Source organism: Methylobacterium sp. J-076 (assembly GCF_022829405.1).
In the GTDB taxonomy this organism is placed as follows: Bacteria; Pseudomonadota; Alphaproteobacteria; order Rhizobiales; family Beijerinckiaceae; genus Methylobacterium.
Map to the genome: position 1 here is coordinate 214,018 of NZ_JAKSXW010000143.1, position 18,012 is coordinate 232,029.

16 protein-coding genes are annotated in these 18,012 nt (G+C 71.6%); 13 read left to right on the top strand and 3 right to left on the bottom strand.

The window, feature by feature from the left end; translation table 11 throughout:
• Positions 1–186 precede the first annotated feature (186 nt).
• The 7 genes from MKK53_RS20565 (at position 187) to MKK53_RS20595 (ending at position 6,058) form a co-directional block, all read left to right on the top strand.
• Positions 187–1,212: an aromatic ring-hydroxylating oxygenase subunit alpha gene (locus tag MKK53_RS20565; protein WP_243930641.1), complete on the top strand. Its 1,026-nt coding sequence runs from the start codon at positions 187–189 to the stop codon at positions 1,210–1,212.
• Positions 1,213–1,325: 113 nt separating this feature from the next.
• Positions 1,326–1,565 (top strand): DUF6894 family protein, encoded by a 240-nt coding sequence (locus MKK53_RS20570; protein WP_243930612.1) that lies wholly within the window; start codon positions 1,326–1,328, stop codon positions 1,563–1,565.
• A 53-nt stretch (positions 1,566–1,618) separates the two neighbouring features.
• A complete protein-coding gene (locus tag MKK53_RS20575) occupies positions 1,619–2,680 on the top strand; it encodes an MBL fold metallo-hydrolase (protein WP_243930613.1) in 1,062 nt (353 codons plus the stop codon).
• A 153-nt stretch (positions 2,681–2,833) separates the two neighbouring features.
• On the top strand, positions 2,834–4,450 hold the full coding sequence (locus MKK53_RS20580) for an ABC transporter substrate-binding protein (protein WP_243930614.1): 1,617 nt from the start codon (positions 2,834–2,836) through the stop codon (positions 4,448–4,450).
• Positions 4,451–4,517: 67 nt separating this feature from the next.
• Positions 4,518–4,772 (top strand): hypothetical protein, encoded by a 255-nt coding sequence (locus MKK53_RS20585; protein WP_243930615.1) that lies wholly within the window; start codon positions 4,518–4,520, stop codon positions 4,770–4,772.
• 154 nt (positions 4,773–4,926) lie between these two features.
• Entirely contained in the window at positions 4,927–5,340 is a 414-nt protein-coding gene (locus MKK53_RS20590) for an EF-hand domain-containing protein (protein WP_243930616.1), read from the top strand.
• 283 nt (positions 5,341–5,623) lie between these two features.
• A complete protein-coding gene (locus MKK53_RS20595; protein WP_243930617.1) occupies positions 5,624–6,058 on the top strand; it encodes a DUF1810 domain-containing protein in 435 nt (144 codons plus the stop codon).
• Between the two features lie 57 nt (positions 6,059–6,115).
• Here MKK53_RS20595 and MKK53_RS20600 read toward each other — a convergent pair whose 3' ends face one another.
• The 3 genes from MKK53_RS20600 to MKK53_RS20610 all read right to left on the bottom strand — a co-directional run bounded on the left by MKK53_RS20600 (position 6,116) and on the right by MKK53_RS20610 (position 10,516).
• Positions 6,116–8,608, bottom strand: coding sequence for a PBP1A family penicillin-binding protein (locus MKK53_RS20600; protein ID WP_243930618.1), 2,493 nt, complete (start codon positions 8,606–8,608; stop codon positions 6,116–6,118).
• 67 nt (positions 8,609–8,675) lie between these two features.
• The gene (locus MKK53_RS20605) at positions 8,676–9,320 is read right to left on the bottom strand and encodes an HdeD family acid-resistance protein (RefSeq protein ID WP_243930642.1); all 645 of its coding nucleotides are present in this window, start codon (positions 9,318–9,320) and stop codon (positions 8,676–8,678) included.
• A gap of 161 nt (positions 9,321–9,481) precedes the next feature.
• Complete coding sequence (locus MKK53_RS20610) at positions 9,482–10,516, bottom strand: transglycosylase SLT domain-containing protein (RefSeq protein WP_409564382.1); 1,035 nt, start codon at positions 10,514–10,516, stop codon at positions 9,482–9,484.
• A gap of 521 nt (positions 10,517–11,037) precedes the next feature.
• On the opposite strand from MKK53_RS20610, the gene MKK53_RS20615 reads away from it, so the two are divergent.
• The 6 genes from MKK53_RS20615 to MKK53_RS20640 all read left to right on the top strand — a co-directional run bounded on the left by MKK53_RS20615 (position 11,038) and on the right by MKK53_RS20640 (position 17,966).
• Entirely contained in the window at positions 11,038–12,228 is a 1,191-nt protein-coding gene (locus MKK53_RS20615) for an inositol-3-phosphate synthase (protein WP_243930620.1), read from the top strand.
• Complete coding sequence (locus MKK53_RS20620; protein ID WP_243930621.1) at positions 12,228–13,154, top strand: hypothetical protein; 927 nt, start codon at positions 12,228–12,230, stop codon at positions 13,152–13,154. Before MKK53_RS20615 ends, MKK53_RS20620 begins: the two co-directional genes overlap by 1 nt.
• Before the next feature lie 58 nt (positions 13,155–13,212).
• Entirely contained in the window at positions 13,213–14,394 is a 1,182-nt protein-coding gene (locus tag MKK53_RS20625; protein WP_243930622.1) for a class I SAM-dependent methyltransferase, read from the top strand.
• Positions 14,394–15,389 carry a Gfo/Idh/MocA family protein gene (locus MKK53_RS20630; RefSeq protein ID WP_243930623.1) on the top strand — a complete coding sequence of 332 codons (996 nt, stop codon included), beginning with the start codon at positions 14,394–14,396 and terminating at the stop codon, positions 15,387–15,389. Before MKK53_RS20625 ends, MKK53_RS20630 begins: the two co-directional genes overlap by 1 nt.
• A 127-nt stretch (positions 15,390–15,516) precedes the next feature.
• Positions 15,517–17,103 carry a YcaO-like family protein gene (locus tag MKK53_RS20635; protein WP_243930624.1) on the top strand — a complete coding sequence of 529 codons (1,587 nt, stop codon included), beginning with the start codon at positions 15,517–15,519 and terminating at the stop codon, positions 17,101–17,103.
• Positions 17,100–17,966 (top strand): sugar phosphate isomerase/epimerase family protein, encoded by an 867-nt coding sequence (locus tag MKK53_RS20640; RefSeq protein ID WP_243930625.1) that lies wholly within the window; start codon positions 17,100–17,102, stop codon positions 17,964–17,966. Before MKK53_RS20635 ends, MKK53_RS20640 begins: the two co-directional genes overlap by 4 nt.
• The last annotated feature ends 46 nt before the right edge of the window (positions 17,967–18,012 follow it).

The window sequence follows — 18,012 nt, forward strand, 5'->3', positions numbered from 1 at the left end:
CAAGGTAGGCGGCTGAAACCGGCTTGTGAAGGGTGCGGGCCTGCGTCGCTTCGCCCATGCTTTGTCGGCGGGGTCGGAGGGGGTAAGACGGCCAATGCCCCCCCGCTCCGCAAGCCAGTCCCGCCCGTGAACGTTCAGGTCCCCCCGCCACGCCCCGCCGACGAGGCGGCCCTCGACCCGGAGGCGATGCGCCAGCCGCTGCCGAGCGCGTGGTACTGCGCCGGCCGGGCCGACGGGCTCGCCGGGGGCAAGCTGCGGGCCGTTGCCCTCAACGGCGAGCAGATGGTGCTCGGCCGGGGCAAGGACGGGGCGCCCTTCGCCCTGCGCGACCGCTGCCCCCACCGGGGGATGGCCCTCTCGAAGGGGCCGTTCGACGGGCAGACCCTGATGTGCCCGTTCCACGGTTGGCGCTTCGGGACCGATGGCGGCTGCCGCGACGTGCCGACCCTCTCCGAGCACGACGCCGCCGATTTCTCCCGCATCCGGGTGCAGCCCTTCCCCATCCGGGAGAGCGCGGGCTTCCTCTGGGTCAACCCCCATCTCGGCCCGGCGGCGGGCGAGCCCCCGGCGGTGCCCGAACTCGATTTCACGCCCGCCGGCCGCCTCGTGGTCGAGCTGGAGGTCGAGGCCTCCTTCGACCTCACGGTGCTCAGCCTCGTGGATCCGGGGCACGTCGCCTTCGTCCACGACACGTGGTGGTTCCGCCCGTCGAAGCAGCTCCGCGAGAAGGTGAAGATCTTCGAGCCGGTGATGCACGGCTTCACCATGGCGAGCCACGCCACCACGACGAGTTCCCCCGTCTACCGCCTCCTCGGTGGCGTGCCCGAGGTCGAGATCGAGTTCCGCCTGCCCGGCGTGCGGCTGGAGCGGATCCGCGCGGGCACGCGGCAGGTGGCGAACTACACCTTCGCCACGCCGCTCTCGCCCAGCCGGACGATGCTCACCAATGCCCTCTATTGGAGCATGCCGGCCCTCAACCTGCTCAAGCCCGTCGCCCGGCCGCTGATGCGCCAGTTCCTCGGCCAGGACCAGCGGGTGCTGCAGGACGCCCAGAAGGGGCTCGACCGCAAGCCCACCATGGTGCTGTTCGGGCAGGGCGATCTGCCCTCGCAGTGGTACTTCCGGCTGAAGCGGGAGGCTCTGGAGGCGGGGCTTTCCGGGCGCCCCTTCGTCAACCCGCTGGAGCGGCGCGAGCTGCGCTGGCGGTCGTAGCCATCACGGCGATGACAGGTTTCACGCCGGCTGTTTTCGGGCGTGGAAAGATCCTGTTAACCTAGATTTTCGTAGTCTCGGCACCGGTTCGACGCCCTGAGACACGTTTGCCAATGCCCCGATACTACATCGATTTGCACGACGGCACGCAGCCGATCCGGGACGAGGTCGGCTTCGATCTGCCGGATCTGCCCGCGGCCCAGGCCAAGGTCACCCGCATCATGTCGGCCATCGCCCGCGACATGCTGCCGGACGTGGAGCGGCAGGATTACGTGGCCGGCGTGCGCGATGCCGTGGGCAAGGTCGTCTACCGGGTGCGCCTGTCGCTGGCGACGGAAGTCCTCGAAGGCTGATCCGGCTTTTCGCCGCGCTTGACCGGCGCGGCCGGGCAGCCATCTCTGAAGCGATGAAACGGCGCAGCCTGCTGACGGTCGCGAGCGCGGCCACGGTGATGACACTCGGCGGCGTCGGCTATGCCGCGCACCGCCGGAATGCGAACCCGTACTATTCCGGCCCGGTCTCGGACCATTTCGACGGCAAGCGCTTCTTCCTGCCGGGCGTCGACACCGACCGCGGGCTGAAAGACGTCGCCCGCTGGCAGGCCAAGCGCAAGCGCACCCCCTGGCCCCGCAGCGTCCCGAGCCCGTTCCCCGCCGACCGGCCGCCCGAGCGGGTGGCGGGCCTGCGGGTCGTGCTGATCGGCCATGCGAGCTATCTGGTGCAGGTCGCCGGGCGCAACATCCTCATCGATCCGGTCTTCGCCAAGCGGGCGAGCCCGGTGCGATTCGCCGGGCCGAAGCGGGTGAACCCGCCGGGCATCGCCATGGCCGACCTGCCGCCCATCGATGCGGTGCTCCTCACCCACAACCATTACGACCATCTCGACGGGCCGAACCTCGCGCGGCTCTGGCAGGCGCACCAGCCCCTCGTGGTGGCGCCCCTCGGCAACGACGCCATCCTCCGCGGCTACGACGCCACGATGCATGTCGAGACCCGCGACTGGGGCGAGTCGGTCGATCTCGGCGATGGGCTCACCATCCACCTCACCCCCGCCAACCACTGGTCCGCCCGGGGGCTGAACGACCGCCGCATGGCCCTGTGGTGCGCCTTCGCGATCCTGTCGCCGCGGGGCTTCCACTACCATGTCGGCGATACCGGCCTCGGCGACGGGGCGATCTTCCGCGATGTCCGCTCCCGCTTCGGGGCGCCCCGGCTCGCGACCCTGCCCATCGGCGCCTACGAGCCGCGCTGGTTCATGCGGCCCCAGCATGTCGATCCGTTCGAGGCGGTGGAGATCGCCGGGATCCTCGGGGCGGAGCAGGCGCTCGGGCACCATTGGGGCACGTTCCAGCTCACCGACGAAGGCGTCGAGCAGCCGGCCCAGGACCTCGCGGCGGCCCTGGCCGCCGCCGGGCTGGGGCCGGAGCGGTTCCTCGCCCTAAGGCCGGGGCAGGTCTGGGAGGGCTGAGGCCCGTCCTCCGCGCCGCTCGCCTGGGGGAGGGGCGGCGCCCCGTCCGGTGACGACCCCCGGCGCTCCGCCCCTGGAGACGGGGCCGTCTCAGGCACGATGTATGCAAGATACCGGATGCAACACGCCGCTGTGTGCAGTCCGGGAGTCCCGATGACCATGTTCGTACCGACACGCCGCTCCCTGATGGCCGGCGGCGCGGCGCTCGCCGCCCTCGGCACGGCGGGCCGGGCCCAGGCCGCGGGCGAACCGGGCAGCCTGACCTACGGCATCTCGATGACCGACCTGCCCCTCACCACCGGCCAGCCGGACCGGGGCGCGGGCGGCTACCAGTTCACCGGGCTCACCCTCTACGACCCGCTGGTCGCCTGGGAGCTCGACGTGGCCGACCGGCCGGGCAAGATGGTGCCGGGCCTCGCCACCTCCTGGGAGAGCGACCCGGCCGACCGGAAGAACTGGACCTTCCGCCTGCGCGACGGGGTGACGTTCCATGACGGGGCGGCCTTCGATGCCGATGCGGTGATCTGGAACTTCGACAAGGTGCTGAACAAGGAGGCACCGCATTTCGACCAGCGGCAGGCCGCCCAGGTCCGCCCGCGCTTGCCGGGCGTGGCGAGCTACCGGAAGCTCGACGCGATGACGGTGCAGGTGACGACGAAGAGCGTCGACAGCCTGTTCCCCTACCAAATGCTGTGGTTCCTGATCTCCTCGCCCGCGCAGTACGAGACGGTCGGCCGCGACTGGTCGAAATTCGCCTTCGCGCCCTCGGGCACCGGGCCGTTCAAGCTGCTCAAGCTCACGCCGCGGGTGAGCCTGGAGCTGATCCCGAACGCCGCCTACTGGAACCCGAAGCGGCGTCCGAAGGTCTCGAAGCTCACCCTGGCCTGCGTGCCGGAGGACCTCGCCCGGGTGAACGCCCTGCTCTCGGGCAACGTCGACCTCATCGAATCGCCGGCCCCCGATGCGGTGCCGCGCCTGAAGGGCGCCGGGATGCGGATCGTCGGCAACGACACGCCGCATGTCTGGAACTACCACCTCTCCCTGCTGGAGGGCTCGCCCTGGCGGGACCTGCGCCTGCGCAAGGCCGCCAACCTCGCCATCGACCGGGCCGGCGTGGTGCAGCTCATGGGAGGGCTCGCCACCCCCGCGGCGGGGCAGGTGCAGAAGTCGAGCCCGTGGTTCGGCAAGCCGGACTTCGCCATCGGGACCGATGTCGATCAGGCGCGCAAGCTCGTCGAGGAGGCGGGCTACTCGGTGAAGAACCCGCTCAAGACCACGATCCTCATCCCGAGCGGCGGGACGGGGCAGATGCTGTCCCTGCCCATCAACGAATACGTGCAGCAGAGCTGGGCCGAGGTGGGCATCCAGGCCGAGTTCAAGGTGGTGGAGCTGGAAGTCGCCTACACCGCGTGGCGGCAGGGCGCGGCGGATCCGAGCCTGAAGGGCGTCTCGGCGGAGAACATCGCCTACGTCACCTCCGACCCGTTCTACGCGATCCTGCGGTTCTACGATTCCCGGCAGATCTCGCCCAACGGGGTGAACTGGAGCCACTACCGCAACACGGAGGTCGATGCCCTCTGCGACAAGGTGAAGGCCAGCCTCGACCCCGCCGAGCAGGATCGGTTGCTCGCCCGCATTCATGAGATCGTGGTGAACGACGCGGTACAGGTTTGGGTCGTGCACGACACCAATGCCCGTGCGTTGTCGAATCGGGTAAAGCAGTATGTCCAGGCACAGCATTGGTTTCAGGACCTGACGACGCTGGCCTGATCGCCCCGCTGCCCTGGAACCTCCTTCGTCAACCTGTGTTGGTGCGCGACATGCGAAGGAGAATCTTGTGAAGACACTGCTAGCCGGTGCGATCGTCGTGGCCTTGATCGCGGGTGCCGTGCCCGCCTCCGCCCAGCGGATCGATATCGGGCCCGGCGGCCCGAGCATCGACCTTCGCTCCCGCGGTGAGCGCGAGCGGGATTTCCGGCGCGAGGAATACCGCCGCGACCGCGAGGTCGAGCGGCGCGCCTACCACCGCGAGCGGTTCATGGACGATCGCCGGGGCGATCGCGGGGAGTACCGTCGCGGCTACGAATACTGAGTTCGCCGTCGAGACATGCAAGGGGGCCGGTCACCACCGGCCCCTTTTCGCGTTTTCAGGGCTGTGTCGCGCAACCGGAAGATGCCTTTCGCACTTGCGTCCAGATCGTCCGCGCACTAGGACAACCCAGCATCAGGAGCGGGAGAAAGTGGCAATGACCCTTCGCAACATCAGTGGTTTCGCGGCTGTGGCCCTTCTGGCGGCCGGTTTTGCGGCGCCGTCCGCCATGGCCAAGCCGATGGGCGGCGCCGGCGCCGTCAAGATGATCGACACCGACAACGACGGCACCGTCGACATGAAGGAAGTCGAGGCCGTGGCCTCCGCCACCTTCGACCGGCTGGAGAAGGATTCGGACGGCACCCTCGACGCCAAGGAGCTGAAGGGTCGCCTCAGCAAGGCCGGCGTGAAGACCGCCGACCCGGATTCGGACGGCACCCTCGACAAGAAGGAATACCTCGCCGCCGTGGGCGAGCGCTTCAAGATGGCCGACCCGGACGGTGACGGCACCCTCGACGCCAAGGAGCTGAACTCCAAGGCCGGCAAGGCGCTCCTCGCCCTCATCAAGTAAGCGGTCAGACCGCCGAACGCGAAAACCCCCGGCGAGCCCTCGCCGGGGGTTTTTTCATGACCCGATCAGGCCCACCGACCCCCACCCCGGTCGTGCGGCACCACCCCCGGGCGCACGCGTGCAGGGGGCGAGGACCGTCTCGACGGGGGCGATCTCGTCCCGGAGACGACGATGCGGCGTGGGACGGCACCGGTCACCCCCGGCGAGCGGCCCCGGCCGACGGGCGAGGGGGGACGCGCGTTGTCCTCCGGTCCACCGTCCGATCGAACAGACAGGAACCGGCATGGTCCACCCCGCCCAAGACCCTTTCGGTCTCGCACGCTTCGTCGCGGCGCAGGCCGACACGGCCGCGCAGGCGCTGGCCGAGCTCCGCGCCGGCCGCAAGCGCAGCCACTGGATGTGGTTCGTGTTCCCGCAGATCGCCGGGCTCGGATCGAGCCCCATGGCACAGCGCTACGCCATCGCCTCCCTCGACGAGGCGCGGGCCTACCTCGCCCACCCGCTCCTCGGGCCGCGCCTGCGGGACTGCACCACGGCGGCGCTGGCGGCGCCGGGCTCGGCCCACGACGTGTTCGGCAGCCCGGACGACATGAAGTTCCGCTCCTCCCTGACGCTGTTCGCCGAAGCGGCACCGGATGAGCCGTTGTTCGCCAAGGCGCTCGAACGATTCTACGGGGGGAGCAAGGATCCCGCGACGCTGGGACGGCTCACCGCGTGATCGCGCAACACCCGCGCCGTCCGTTCTCCGCGAAGGAGGGGGGAAGGCGGCGGGCTGCTACCGCCCCCACAACCCCACCCGCTCGGCCCTGGCCTGATCCTCCGCCTCGAGGAGATCGGCCGGGGCGTCCTCGCGGACGCGGGCGCCCCCCGCCGCGACGATGAGGCTCGCGAGGTCGGCGCCGTCCAGGGTGCAGCGTGCCCCGTCCGGCCCCGCCCCGGCGCAGATCACCTCCCGGCGGCGCAGGTAGCCGGCGAGCTGGCGGGCGAGGTGTCCGCCCTGGCCCTCGACGCCGAGGAGCCGCACGGCGCGGCCCCGGAAGGCGAGGGTGCCCGTGTCGATCACCGAGGGCACGCCGCGCAGGTCCTCCGCCGCGCCGGACGGGGGCGGGGCGGCCTGCGGCGGGGGCGCCGCCTCCGCCCGTGCCGCCGGGACCGGCTGGCGGGCGCGGCCCTTGGCGATCAGCGTCGAGGCGCGCTGGACGAAGTCGTGGAAGATCCCCGCCGGCATCTCACCGCCGAACATCCGGTTCATGGAGCTGTCGTCGTCGTTGCCGACCCAGACTCCCACGACGAGGTCGGGCGTCATCCCCACGAACCACGCATCGCGGAAATCCTGGCTGGTGCCGGTCTTGCCGCCGACGATCTGGCCCGGCACCCGGGCCGCCCGGCCGGTGCCCGAGTCCACCACCGCCTGAAGGGAATCGAGCATCATCGTCCGCGGCTCCACCGGCAGGCCCGCCCCGGCCGCGGGGTCGGCGCGGACGAAGACCGGCTTGGGGTCGCCCCCGCGGATCGCGTTGACGGCGTAGGTCTCCAGCGGGGTGCGCCCCGCCAGCACCGAACCGAAGGCGCGGGTCATCTCCAGAAGGCTCACGGCCCCGGAGCCGAGGACGAGGCTCGGCACCTCCGGCAGCTCGGACTGGATGCCGAGCCGCCGGGCCGTGGCGATGATCGCCGGGATGCCGACCTCCTGTCCGATCTGCGCCGCCACGGTGTTGATCGACAGGGCGAAGGCGGTGCGCAGGGTCACGGGACCGCGGAACTTGCCGTCGTCGTTGTCGGGCGCCCAGTCGCCGATGCGGACCGGCCGGTCCACCAGCACCGTCTCGGGGGTGAGGCCCTTCTCGTAGGCGGTGAGGTAGGCCAGCATCTTGAACAGCGAGCCGGGCTGGCGCTTGGCCTGCACCGCCCGGTTGAACTGGCTGTCCTCGTAGTCGCGCCCGCCGACCATGGCGAGGATCGCCCCCTCCTTCGACAGCACCACCATCGCCGCCTGCCCGGCCTTGCGGCGGGTGCCGTCCTTGTCGAGGCGCTTCTCCACCACCGCCTCGGCGAGGCTCTGAAGCTCGAGGTTCAGGGTCGAGCGGACGGTGATGTCGCCGTCGCCGCCCGCCAGCCGCCGCAGGTCGGGCGCGATCATGTCGAGGAAGTAGTTCGTGCCCGGCGGCGCCTCGGGCGGGGTCTTGAGGGTCACGCTCTTCCGGCGGGCGGCGTCGGCGTCCTTCTGGGTGATGGCGCCGGTTTCGACCATGGCCTGGAGCACCACGTCGGCCCGTTCCTTGGCGCCGCCGAGGTTGTGGGTCGGGGCGAGCTGCGACGGCGCCCGGACGAGGCCGGCGAGCATCGCCGCCTCCGGCAGGGTCAGGGCCTTGGCGGGCTTGCCGAAATAGCGCCGCGCCGCCGCGTCCGCCCCGTAGGCCCCGGCGCCGAAATAGGCGGCGTCGAGGTAGCCGAGCAGGATCTCGTCCTTGCTCATGGTCGCCTCGGCCCGGAGCGCCAGCAGGGCCTCCTGCGTCTTGCGCCAGAGGGTCTTCTCCTGGTTCAGGGTGACGAGGCGGACATACTGCTGCGTGATGGTGGAGCCGCCCTCGCGGACGCCGCCGCCGCGCAGGTTGCGCCACGCGGCCCGGAACAGCCCGCGCAGGTCGATGCCGAAATGGCCGTAGAAGCGCCGGTCCTCGATGGCGACGATCGCCTGGGCGAGGTGCGGCGGCAGGTCGGCCTGGGTCAGCTTGTGGCCGCGGAAGCTGCCGCGGGTGGCGAAGACGCGCCCGTCATCGGCCTCCACCGTCACCGCCCGCTGGCCGTTCACGGTCGCCCCGCTTCCGAGCGGGGGGAGGGTGACGAGGGCCGCGCCGACGAACACCAGCAGCGCTGCCAGCGGCAGTAGGATCGCGAATCCGGCGACGGCCAGGACGGGCCGGCGGGTCAGGCGTTCCCGGACCGCTCCGAGCCGCCCGCCCGTCGCGGGAGCGACGGCCGCCGGGGAGGCGGTCTCTCGCGCGACTGTTTCTTGGGCGACGGCCTCCGGGGCGGGTCGCGCCGGCCTCGCGGCCCACCGCTGGCGCCCGGCCTCCACCGCCCCCGTCAGGCCTGAGCGGGTCGCCCGGTACGAGGCGCCCCCCATGCGCCCGGCGAAGACGCCGAGGCTGCGGGCCAGGGTCGCGGCGGCGCCCAGGACCTCGCGCCCGGCGGCGCGGGTGTCGGTGGAGGATGGGTCCCGGCGCCGGCTGTCCGGCTCCTGTCGCTCCGGCGCGTCGGGCGTCATCCCGTTCGGTCGTCCCCTGTTCGCTCGGTCCATGGTGGCCCGGCCCCGTCGGGGCCGGGTGCGCCGGTCACAGGCGGCGCGGCGAGGCGGCGGGCAGCGTGGCGTGCCGGCTCCGCAGGCGGAAGGCGAGGACGATCAGCATCACCCCGAAGGCGATGGCGTAGGCGCCGAGCCACCACGTCAGCACTAGGGCGGACATGCTGGGCTCGGCCGCGAGCGCCAGCCCGAACAGCAGCGAGACGACGCCCCCGAGCACCAGCCACCAGCGCCCGTAATGCAGGTGCAGGCGGAAGGCGGCGGCGATCATCAGGCCCCCGGTGACGAACGCCCAGGCGGCCAGCAGCAGCACGAAGGCCCACACCGCCGCCGCCGGCACGAGGAAGGCGCCGAGGCCGACGACGATGTCCACCAGACCCTCCACCAGGAGGAAGCCCCAGCGCTCGTGGTGCTGGGCGGCGCGGATCGCCCCGACGATGGTGAAGATGCCGTCCACCAGCATGTAGGCGGCGAAGAACAGCACGAGGGAGAGCACGAAGGCGGCCGGCGCCGCGAAGGCGATGATGCCGAACAGGATGCTGATGACGCCGCGCAGGGCCACGAGCCACCAGTTGCGGGCGAGCGACGCGCTCATCGCATCGAGCCGCGCGGCGCCCACGAGGGGAACGCCCGAGGGCGCGGTGGATCGGGGATCGAGGGAAGGGCCGCCCGTCATGATGTCGTGGACTCCAGCGGAGGGGATGCCGGCGGTGCCGTCAGGCTTCACCATCCGGCCGCAGAACGCGGCGCGTGCCGGGGCGTTCCGTGTCCTCCCGCGCCGACACCATGCATCCCTTCCGCCGTCCGGGCCAAGGGGGCGCCGCGATTGGCCGGGGGTTACACCCCGTCCGGCGGCAGCGCCTCGGTCACCTCGATCCGCCGCGGGGCGGAGGGCTCGATCTCGGGCTGGGCCGGCGTCTCGGCGGCGGCGGCCACCGCCGTCACGCCCCGGTAGCGGGCGAGGCGCTCGTCGATCATGTCCTCGATGCGGGTCTGGAACTCCGCGATGGTGAGGTGGCGGCGCTTGCTGCCCTCCTTCTGCGTGAACAGGCTGCGGTTCGCCTTCGCCGCGGAGCGGAACGCCTTGGCGGCGGTCTCGTCCGGCTTCTCGCTCGACAGGGCGAGGAACTTGCCCGCGCTCGCACCGCCGAGGAAGTGGGCGAGGTACATCTCGGTGGTCGAGAGCGGCCGGCCGACCCTCGCCTCGATCCGGTCCCGGTCGCGCTTGCTCAGCTCGGCGGCCATCAGCGCGGCGACGCGGGGGTCGTTGCGCAGCGACAGGACGTGGTCCTTCATGCCCCCCGCCACCGTGATCGCGGGGCCGCTGCCCTTCACGGAGGCGGCCTCCTCGGTGAGGCCGTAGCGGGGGCCGAAGTCCCGGATCAGCTCGAGCCAGGTCACCTGCACGAACTGGAACAGCCCCTGCGCGGAGGAGGTCGCCGCCTTGGCGTCCGTGTCGAAGCTCGATTCCTTGTCGGCGAGCGCCATCATGTAGACGGGATCGACGCCGGCCTCCTCGGAGGCCTTCACGATGGTGTCGACCACCTTCAGCGGCACGCTGCGCGGGCCGAAGCGGACGGCGTCCTCCCCGTCCTCCTGCGTCACGCGGGGGAGGGCGGCGAGGTTGTCCTCGATCAGGGCCGTGGTCGGCGGGTCCTGCTCCGGCAGGGGCAGGCCGTTCCAGGCGGACCGGCCCTCGGTCGGCGGCGTGGCGGCGAGGGCGAAGGCGGCCTTCGGGTTGGGGTCGATCCCGTCATGGGCCTGGGCGGACGGGGCGAAGAAGGCCGGGGCGATGGCCCCCTGCGGCAGGCCGAACCCGCCCAGCATGCCCAAAGCCAGGGCGGCCCGTGCAACCAAGCGGCTGCGGCGCACGTTTGGCTTGAGTCTCCCACCCCCGGCCAGGGGCCGCGGCGCCGCACGGCTGGTCAGCCAGGTGACGCCACCGTCCTCGACACGAAGCGTGCTGCAGGTCTTTGCGGGCACGAGTCCGCCCACGTCGTCGGCGCAACGCGCCGGCTCCGGGAAAACCCCCATCGATCGGTCCTCTTGTTCTTTTACGGTCCCGGAAGGCCCCGACACTGCCGGTCGGGTTGCTCGGGACGGCGGCTCTATCGGCGCCTGCCGTGACCAGAATGGGACGGCCCCATGATTTGACCGTGGCAGCCTCTACGAAGCGTTAACCATGTGGGAGCGGCGCCGCCGGCCCGCCTGGGACCCAGCGCGAGAGGGGGCGACCCGGACCGGCGAAGGCGCTTTCAGGTCGCAAGATGTCGCAGCCGGGGTTGGAACGAAGCAGCACCGGCCCAGTTGGGTAGGGCCCGTGACCCGGGCGACGGGGGGTCGACCTTCCATCCCGGACGCGCCCCGCGTCCTTATAAGGACACTTGTTTCCCATGAGCATGCAGACCGGTCGCCGCGTCGGCGTCGCCATCGTTGGCATGGGGGGCGCCGTCGCCACCACCGCCATCGCCGGCATCGAGATGATCAAGTCCGGTTCGAACAGGCTCGATGGTCTGCCGCTCGCCGGCATTTCGGTGGCCGGGATGGCGGATTACAAGGATCTCGTCTTCGGCGGCTGGGATCTGAACAGCGACGACCTCGCCTCCGCCGCCGCCGGCCACGGCGTGCTGTCGAAGGACGACATCGAGAACGGCGCCCAGGTGCTCAAGGGCATCGTCCCCTGGCCGGCGGTCGGCAGCGCCAAGTTCTGCAAGAACATCGACGGGCAGAACCGCATCGTCGCCAAGGACCACCGCGAGGCGGTCTCGGTCATCGCCAACGACCTGAACCGCTTCAAGAAAGAGAGCAACCTCGATGAGGTCGTGGTGGTGAACCTCGCCTCCACCGAGCGCTGGCCCGACCTCTCCGACCCGACGCTGAACTCCACCGCCGCCTTCGAGAAGGGCCTCGATTCGAGCGACGAGTCGATCTCGCCGGCCATGCTCTACGCCTATGCGGCGATCAAGAGCGGCATCCCCTACGCCAACTTCACCCCGTCGGTGGCCGCCGACGTGCCGGCGCTGCTCGAACTCGCCAAGGACCTCAACGTCCCGGTGGCGGGCAAGGACGGCAAGACCGGCCAGACCATGATGAAGACCGTGCTGGCCCCCGCCTTCAAGGCCCGCGCCCTGCACGTCGATGGCTGGTTCTCCACCAACATCCTCGGCAACCGCGACGGCCTCGCCCTCAACGATCCGAGCTCGCTGCAGTCGAAGCTCAACACCAAGGGCACGGTGCTCGATTCGATCCTCGGCTACCCGGTCGAAGACCACCTCGTGCACATCCACTATTACCGCCCCCGCGGTGACGACAAGGAAGCCTGGGACAACATCGACATCACCGGCTTCATGGGCCAGCGGATGCAGGTGAAGGTGAACTTCCTCTGCAAGGACTCGATCCTGGCGGCGCCGCTCATCATCGAGATCGCCCGCGTCCTCGACCTCGCCAAGAAGCGCGGCAACGGCGGCGTGCAGGAGCAGCTCTCCACCTTCTTCAAGGCACCGATGGTGAAGAACGGCCACGGGCCGGAGCACGCCTTCGGCAAGCAGGAGACGATGCTCCTCGACTGGCTGGGCCGGCACTGATGCGGGACGGGACAGCGGCGGGCCCTGCGGCGCCCGCCGAACTGCGTGAGCTGTTCGTCGAACTCAACGACCTGAAGCGCGTCCGGTCCGCCGGGCGCGAGGGCACCATCGCCGAGCGCCTGTTCGCGCAAGCGTGGTCGATGCTCACCGGGGGCGCCAGCGCGGAGGATGTCGCCCTCGACATCACCGCGACGGCGCTCGCCGCCACCCGGCTCACCGACCTCGACGCCGCGTTCCTCACGGCGGCCGGGCTCTCGGAGGCGGAGGCGTCCACGGTGCTGCGGGCGGGGTTCGACGAGGTGACGGGGGCCATGGACCCGGCCCTGCGGACGCGGTTGCGCGCCCGGCTCACCCCCGGCGAACTCCCCGAGGCCGGCCCCGTGCCGGGTTTCGTCGGGGCGCTCGCGGCCCAGCCCCGGGCCGGCGTCACCTGTCCCGGCAAGCCGCGGATCCTGCTGGAGCCGCCGGAGAACCACGCCGAGCATTGCCTGATGGTGGCGGTCTACGGCGTCTGCCTCAGCCCGTTCTACCGGGCCGATCCGGCCACGGTGTTCCTCGCGGCGATGGCCCACCACTTTCACAACGCGGCGATGCCCGATGCCGGGTTCACCGGCGAGATGCTGCTCGGCGACCACCTCCTGCCGATCATGGCGGTGGCGACGGACTGGGCGCTCGGCGAGCTGGACGATGCGGGCGGGTTGCGCGGTGAGGTGGAGCGCGCCCGCGCCATCCTGCCCGACGACGCCACGGCGGAGGGCCGCGCCTTCCACGCGGCGGATTGCGTCGACCGGGTGCTCCAGATCGCCCAGCACCTGCGGGCGGCCTCCCTCACCATGGGCACGGTGCTCGATGAGATGGAGCTGGTCCATGCCGGGCCGGTGAAGGGGTTCCATGACAGGGTCCTGCGCGACATGCGGATCCCTTGAGGCCACGGCTTGATCGACGGGCGCCCGCGCCCATCTGCCGATCCTGTCCGTGAGCGCCATGATCCCCTTTCCCCTCGTCTCGCCTTCGACCGGCCATCCCCTGAAGCCCGACGGCCCGCACGCCCTGCGGGACGTCGAGACCGGCGCCCGGTGGCCCGTCATCGACCGGATCCCCTATCTGCGGGTCGGCCGCGAGGCGCTCGTGGAGCGGGTCCTCGCCCATCTCGACGCCGGGGAGGCCGACGAGGCCCTCTGCGCCCTGCTGGCCGACCAGGACGACTGGTGGACCGGCCCCCCCGCCGACCCGGCCGACCTGATGGCCCTGGTCCGCGACCGGCGCACCGCCACCCTGCGGGAGGCGGTCCACCGCCTCGGCTGGGGCCGCGTGGGCGACTACTTCCTCCACCGCTGGAGCGACCCGACCTACCTCGCCGGCCTCGCCCTGCTCGAGGCGCACTGGAACGACCCGATCTGCGTCTTCGAGTTCGCCTGCGGCATCGGGCACTACCTGCGCGAGCTAGCCCGGCGCGGCTGCAAGGTCTCGGGCGCCGACGTGGTCTTCGCCAAGCTCTGGGTCGCCCGGCACTGGGTGGTGGGCGAGAAGGCGCATCTCGTCTGCTTCGATGCGGGCTCGCCGCATTGGCCGATCCCCGGTGCGCCGGTCGATCTCGTGGTCTGCAACGACGCCTTCTACTTCCTCGATGACAAGCCCGGCGTCCTCGACTCCCTGCGCCAGATGGCGGGGGACGAGGGCTGGCTCGCCCTGAGCCATATCCACAACCGGGACTGCCCCGGCTTCTCCGCCGGCAAGGCGGTGGCGGTGGAGGACATCGCCGAGCTTTTCCCCGATGCCCTCGTCTACGACGACGACGAGCTGACGCACGCCCTCAGGGAGGCCCGCGCGCCGATCCCCCACGAGGTCGCCGACCTGCGCGGCTGCGAGGCGTTCTCGGTGGTGGCCGGGCCGGGGATGCGCCCGGCGCCGCGCTCGGTCATCGACGGGCTGACACTGCCCAAGGCCGGCACCGCCCTGTCCCTCAACCCGCTCTACGTGCCGGACGGCGACGCCTTCGCCATCCACTTCCCCTCGGAGCGCTACGCGGCCGAGTACGGCGCGCGCATCACCTACCCGCTCCGCTCTCCGGGGCCGGAGCGGATGACCTATGGCGGCGGCATCGACGCCCCCGAGACACCCCGCGTGCGGACGCGGGAATTCGTCGATTTGCCGGAGCGGTGGTGATGGCGCCGGTCGGCTGGGGCATCGTCGGCTACGGCTGGGTCGCCCGCGACTACATGGCCCCGGGCATCCGGGAGGCCGGGCACCGGCTGGTCGCCGTCTGCGACCCGAGCCCGGCGAGCCGCGAGGCCGCGGCGGCGGAGGGCGCCCGCACCCATGCGGACCTGGCCGCCTTCCTCGCCGACCCGGATGTCGAGGCGGTCTACGTCGCCACGCCGAACCACCTGCACCGGGAGGCCGTCGAGGCCCTGGCCCGGGCCGGCAAGGCGGTGCTGTGCGAGAAGCCGATGGCGGCCTCCCTCGCGGACGCCGAGGCCATGACCCGCGCCGTCGAGGCCGGCGGGATCTTCTACGGCACGGCGTTCGACCAGCGCCACCACCCGGCCCACCGGGCGATCCGGGATCGGATCGCGGCGGGCGGGCTGGGCACCGTCACGGCGGTGCGGATCGTCTATGCCTGCTGGCTCGGGCGCCACTGGTCGGCGGCGGGCCAGCCGAACTGGCGGATCGATTCCGTCCAGGCCGGCGGCGGCGCCCTGATCGACCTCGCCCCCCACGGGATCGACCTCGTGGACTTCCTCCTCGGCGAGCCCGTCGCGGACATCGCCGCCCTCACCCAGAGCCGGGTGCAGGACTACGCCGTCGATGATGGCGCCCTGCTGATCGGCCGGACGGAGACCGGGGCCTTGGCGAGCCTGCACGTCGCCTACAACTGCCCCGACGCGCTGCCCCGGCGCCGGCTGGAGATCGTCGGCACGACGGGGATGCTCGTGGCCGAGAACACGATGGGCCAGACGCCCGGCGGCAGCCTGACCTTCCACGACGCCGCCACCGGCCTCACGGAGGCGATGCCCTTCGACGGGCAGGCCTCGCCCTTCACCGAGCAGGTCCGCGCCTTCGGCTCGGCCCTGCGCAACCCGCCCGAGCGCGCCGCCTACAGCGCCGCCCGCGACCTGCACACGATGCGCCTCGTGGCGCGGGCCTATGGCAATCCATGACGTCATTGCGAGCGAAGCGAAGCAATCCAGGGATGCTCCACATCCGCAAAGGGCCCGCCGCCCCTGGATTGCTTCGCTTCTCTCGCAATGACGGCGGTGGGACAGAGGTAAGGAACGGACCGATCACGTGAGCGAGACCCAGGACGAACGCGCCCGCCACGCCAAGCTGAAGGCGCCGCGCTCCTATCCATTCGGCGCCCCCCGGCGGATCGAGGGCCTGCCCGAGCGCCTGCCCGATCCCGTGCGCGCCTACCTCGACGTGCTGCCCGAGGGGCGGATCGTCGGCTTCCCCCTCGCGCCCCTCGACCGGACGGGCGTGCCGGTCTGGTTCGTGGCCCTGTTCCTCGACGATCCGTTCTTCGTCGGCGCCATGCCCTCGGGCATCGGCTACGGCGCCACCGACGACGAGGCGCTGATCGGCGCGGTGGCCGAGATCGCCGAGAACCTGATGCCGTCGCTGGCGGTCCTGCCCCGGGCCAAGGAGCGGGCGAGCTACGACGACCTCGTCCGCGTCTACGGCGAGACCTCGGTCACCGACCCGCTGACCCTGTGCCTGCCCGCCGGCTCCCCGGTGGGGCGCGGCACGGTGCTCGAATGGACGCCGACGGTCCGCCACACCACCGGCGAGATCGTGATGATGCCCCTCGACATCGCGGCGACCGACTATTTCGAACTCTCGGAGGGTTACAAGCCCTTCACCAACCTCATCACCAACGGCCTCGGCGCCGGGCCGGACGTGCCCTTCGCATTGGGCCACGGCGTCCTCGAACTGCTGCAGCGGGACGGGAACGGCCTGCTGTTCCGCGCCCTCGACCAGGGCGTGATGCTCGACCTCGACGGCATCGGGCCGGAGAACGCCGCCATGCTGGCGCGGCTGAAGGACCTCGGCATCCGGGCGCTGCCGAAATTCGCCACCGACCAGTTCGGCCTGACGAACCTCTACGTCGTCGGCTACGACGAGGATGCGGACCGCGCCCCGGCGCCCATCGCCCTGTCGGCCTGCGGCGAGGCCTGCGACCCCGACCGGGACCGGGCCCTGCGCAAGGCGCTGCTGGAATTCCAGGCGGCCCGGGTCCGCAAGACCTTCGGCCACGGCCCCCTCGCCCTGGCCGGGACCGTCACCCCGCCGGGCTACATCGACGCCTTCATCCAGAAGGCGCTCCCGAGCCTCGACCTCGAAGAGGGCAGGGCGCTGCAGGCCATGCTCGAATGGATCGAGATGCCGAACGCCGACCTGCGCGGCGTGCTCTCCGATACGGTCTATTCCGAGCGGTCGCGGATGCGCTTTTCCGAACTGCCCACGACGGACGCACCCGACGGCCATGCACGCGGCAAGATCGCCTGCGACCGGCTCACCGAGGCCGGGTTCGACGTCCTCTACGTCGATTGCTCGCCCCATGGCGGGGGCGTCGGCGTGGTGAAGGCCATCGTGCCGGGGCTCGAGGTCGAGACCATGAGCTACTACCGCATCGGCGAGCGCAACACGCGCAAGCTCATCGAGCGCGACCACCCGCTGATCCGGTTCGGCACGGAGAGCGAGACCCTGCGCCCGGTCCGCCTGACGCCGGAGGCCCTGGAGCGGTTCGGCGGTCAGCCGCTGTTCGACGTAGCCCTGGCCGAGCGCATCGTCGGCCGGCACTACCCCCTCTACCGGGAGCCGGAATCGCACCACGCGCCGTTCCGGTTGCAGCAACGGAAGGGGAGGGCGGCGTGACGCTTCGCTTCGCCTACAACACCAACGGCGCCGCCCACCACCGGCTGGACGACGCCCTGCAGCTCATCAAGGCGGCCGGCTACGACGGCGTCGCCCTGACGCTCGACATCCACCATCTCGACCCCTTCGCGGAGAACTGGTCCGCCGAGGCGGGCCGGGTGGCGAGCCTTATGGAGCGGCTGGACCTCGCCTGCGTCATCGAGACCGGCGCCCGCTTCCTCCTCGACCCCACCGCCAAGCACGAACCGACCCTGGTCACGGCCGATGCGGCGGGCCGGGCTCGCCGCATCGGCTTCCTGAAGCGGGCCTGCGAGATCGGCGGGATGCTCTCGGCCGAGGCGGTCTCGTTCTGGGCCGGCGTCCCCAAGCCCGGTATCGACCGGGGGGAGGCGATGGGCTGGCTGCGGGACGGGCTCACGGAGGTCGTGGCCTTCGCGGGCGAGGCGGGCGTGGTGCCCTGCCTCGAACCGGAGCCCGGCATGCTGATCGAGACGCTGGACGACTTCGCCGCCCTCGACATCCCGGGGCTGCGGCTCGCCCTCGACACCGGCCACTGCCTCGTCACCGGTGAGCGCGAGCCGGCGGCGGCGGTGCGGGAGTTCTCCGAACGGATCGGGACCGTGGCCATCGAGGACATGGCGCGGGGCCACCACATCCACCTGCCCTTCGGGGAGGGGGACATGGACGTCCCCGGCGTGCTCGACGCGCTGGAGGAGATCGCCTTCGGCAAGCTGATCTGCGTCGAGCTCTCCCGCGAGAGCCACCGGGCCGACCTGATGATCCCCCAGGCGCTGGACTACCTCCGCACCTGCCGCCGCCCCGGCCCCGACCTCGCCGCCGGGCAGGAGACCCGGCGGCAGTGAGCAGCGTGAGCGACGACGCCTTCCCTCCCCCCTCTGCGGGGGAGGG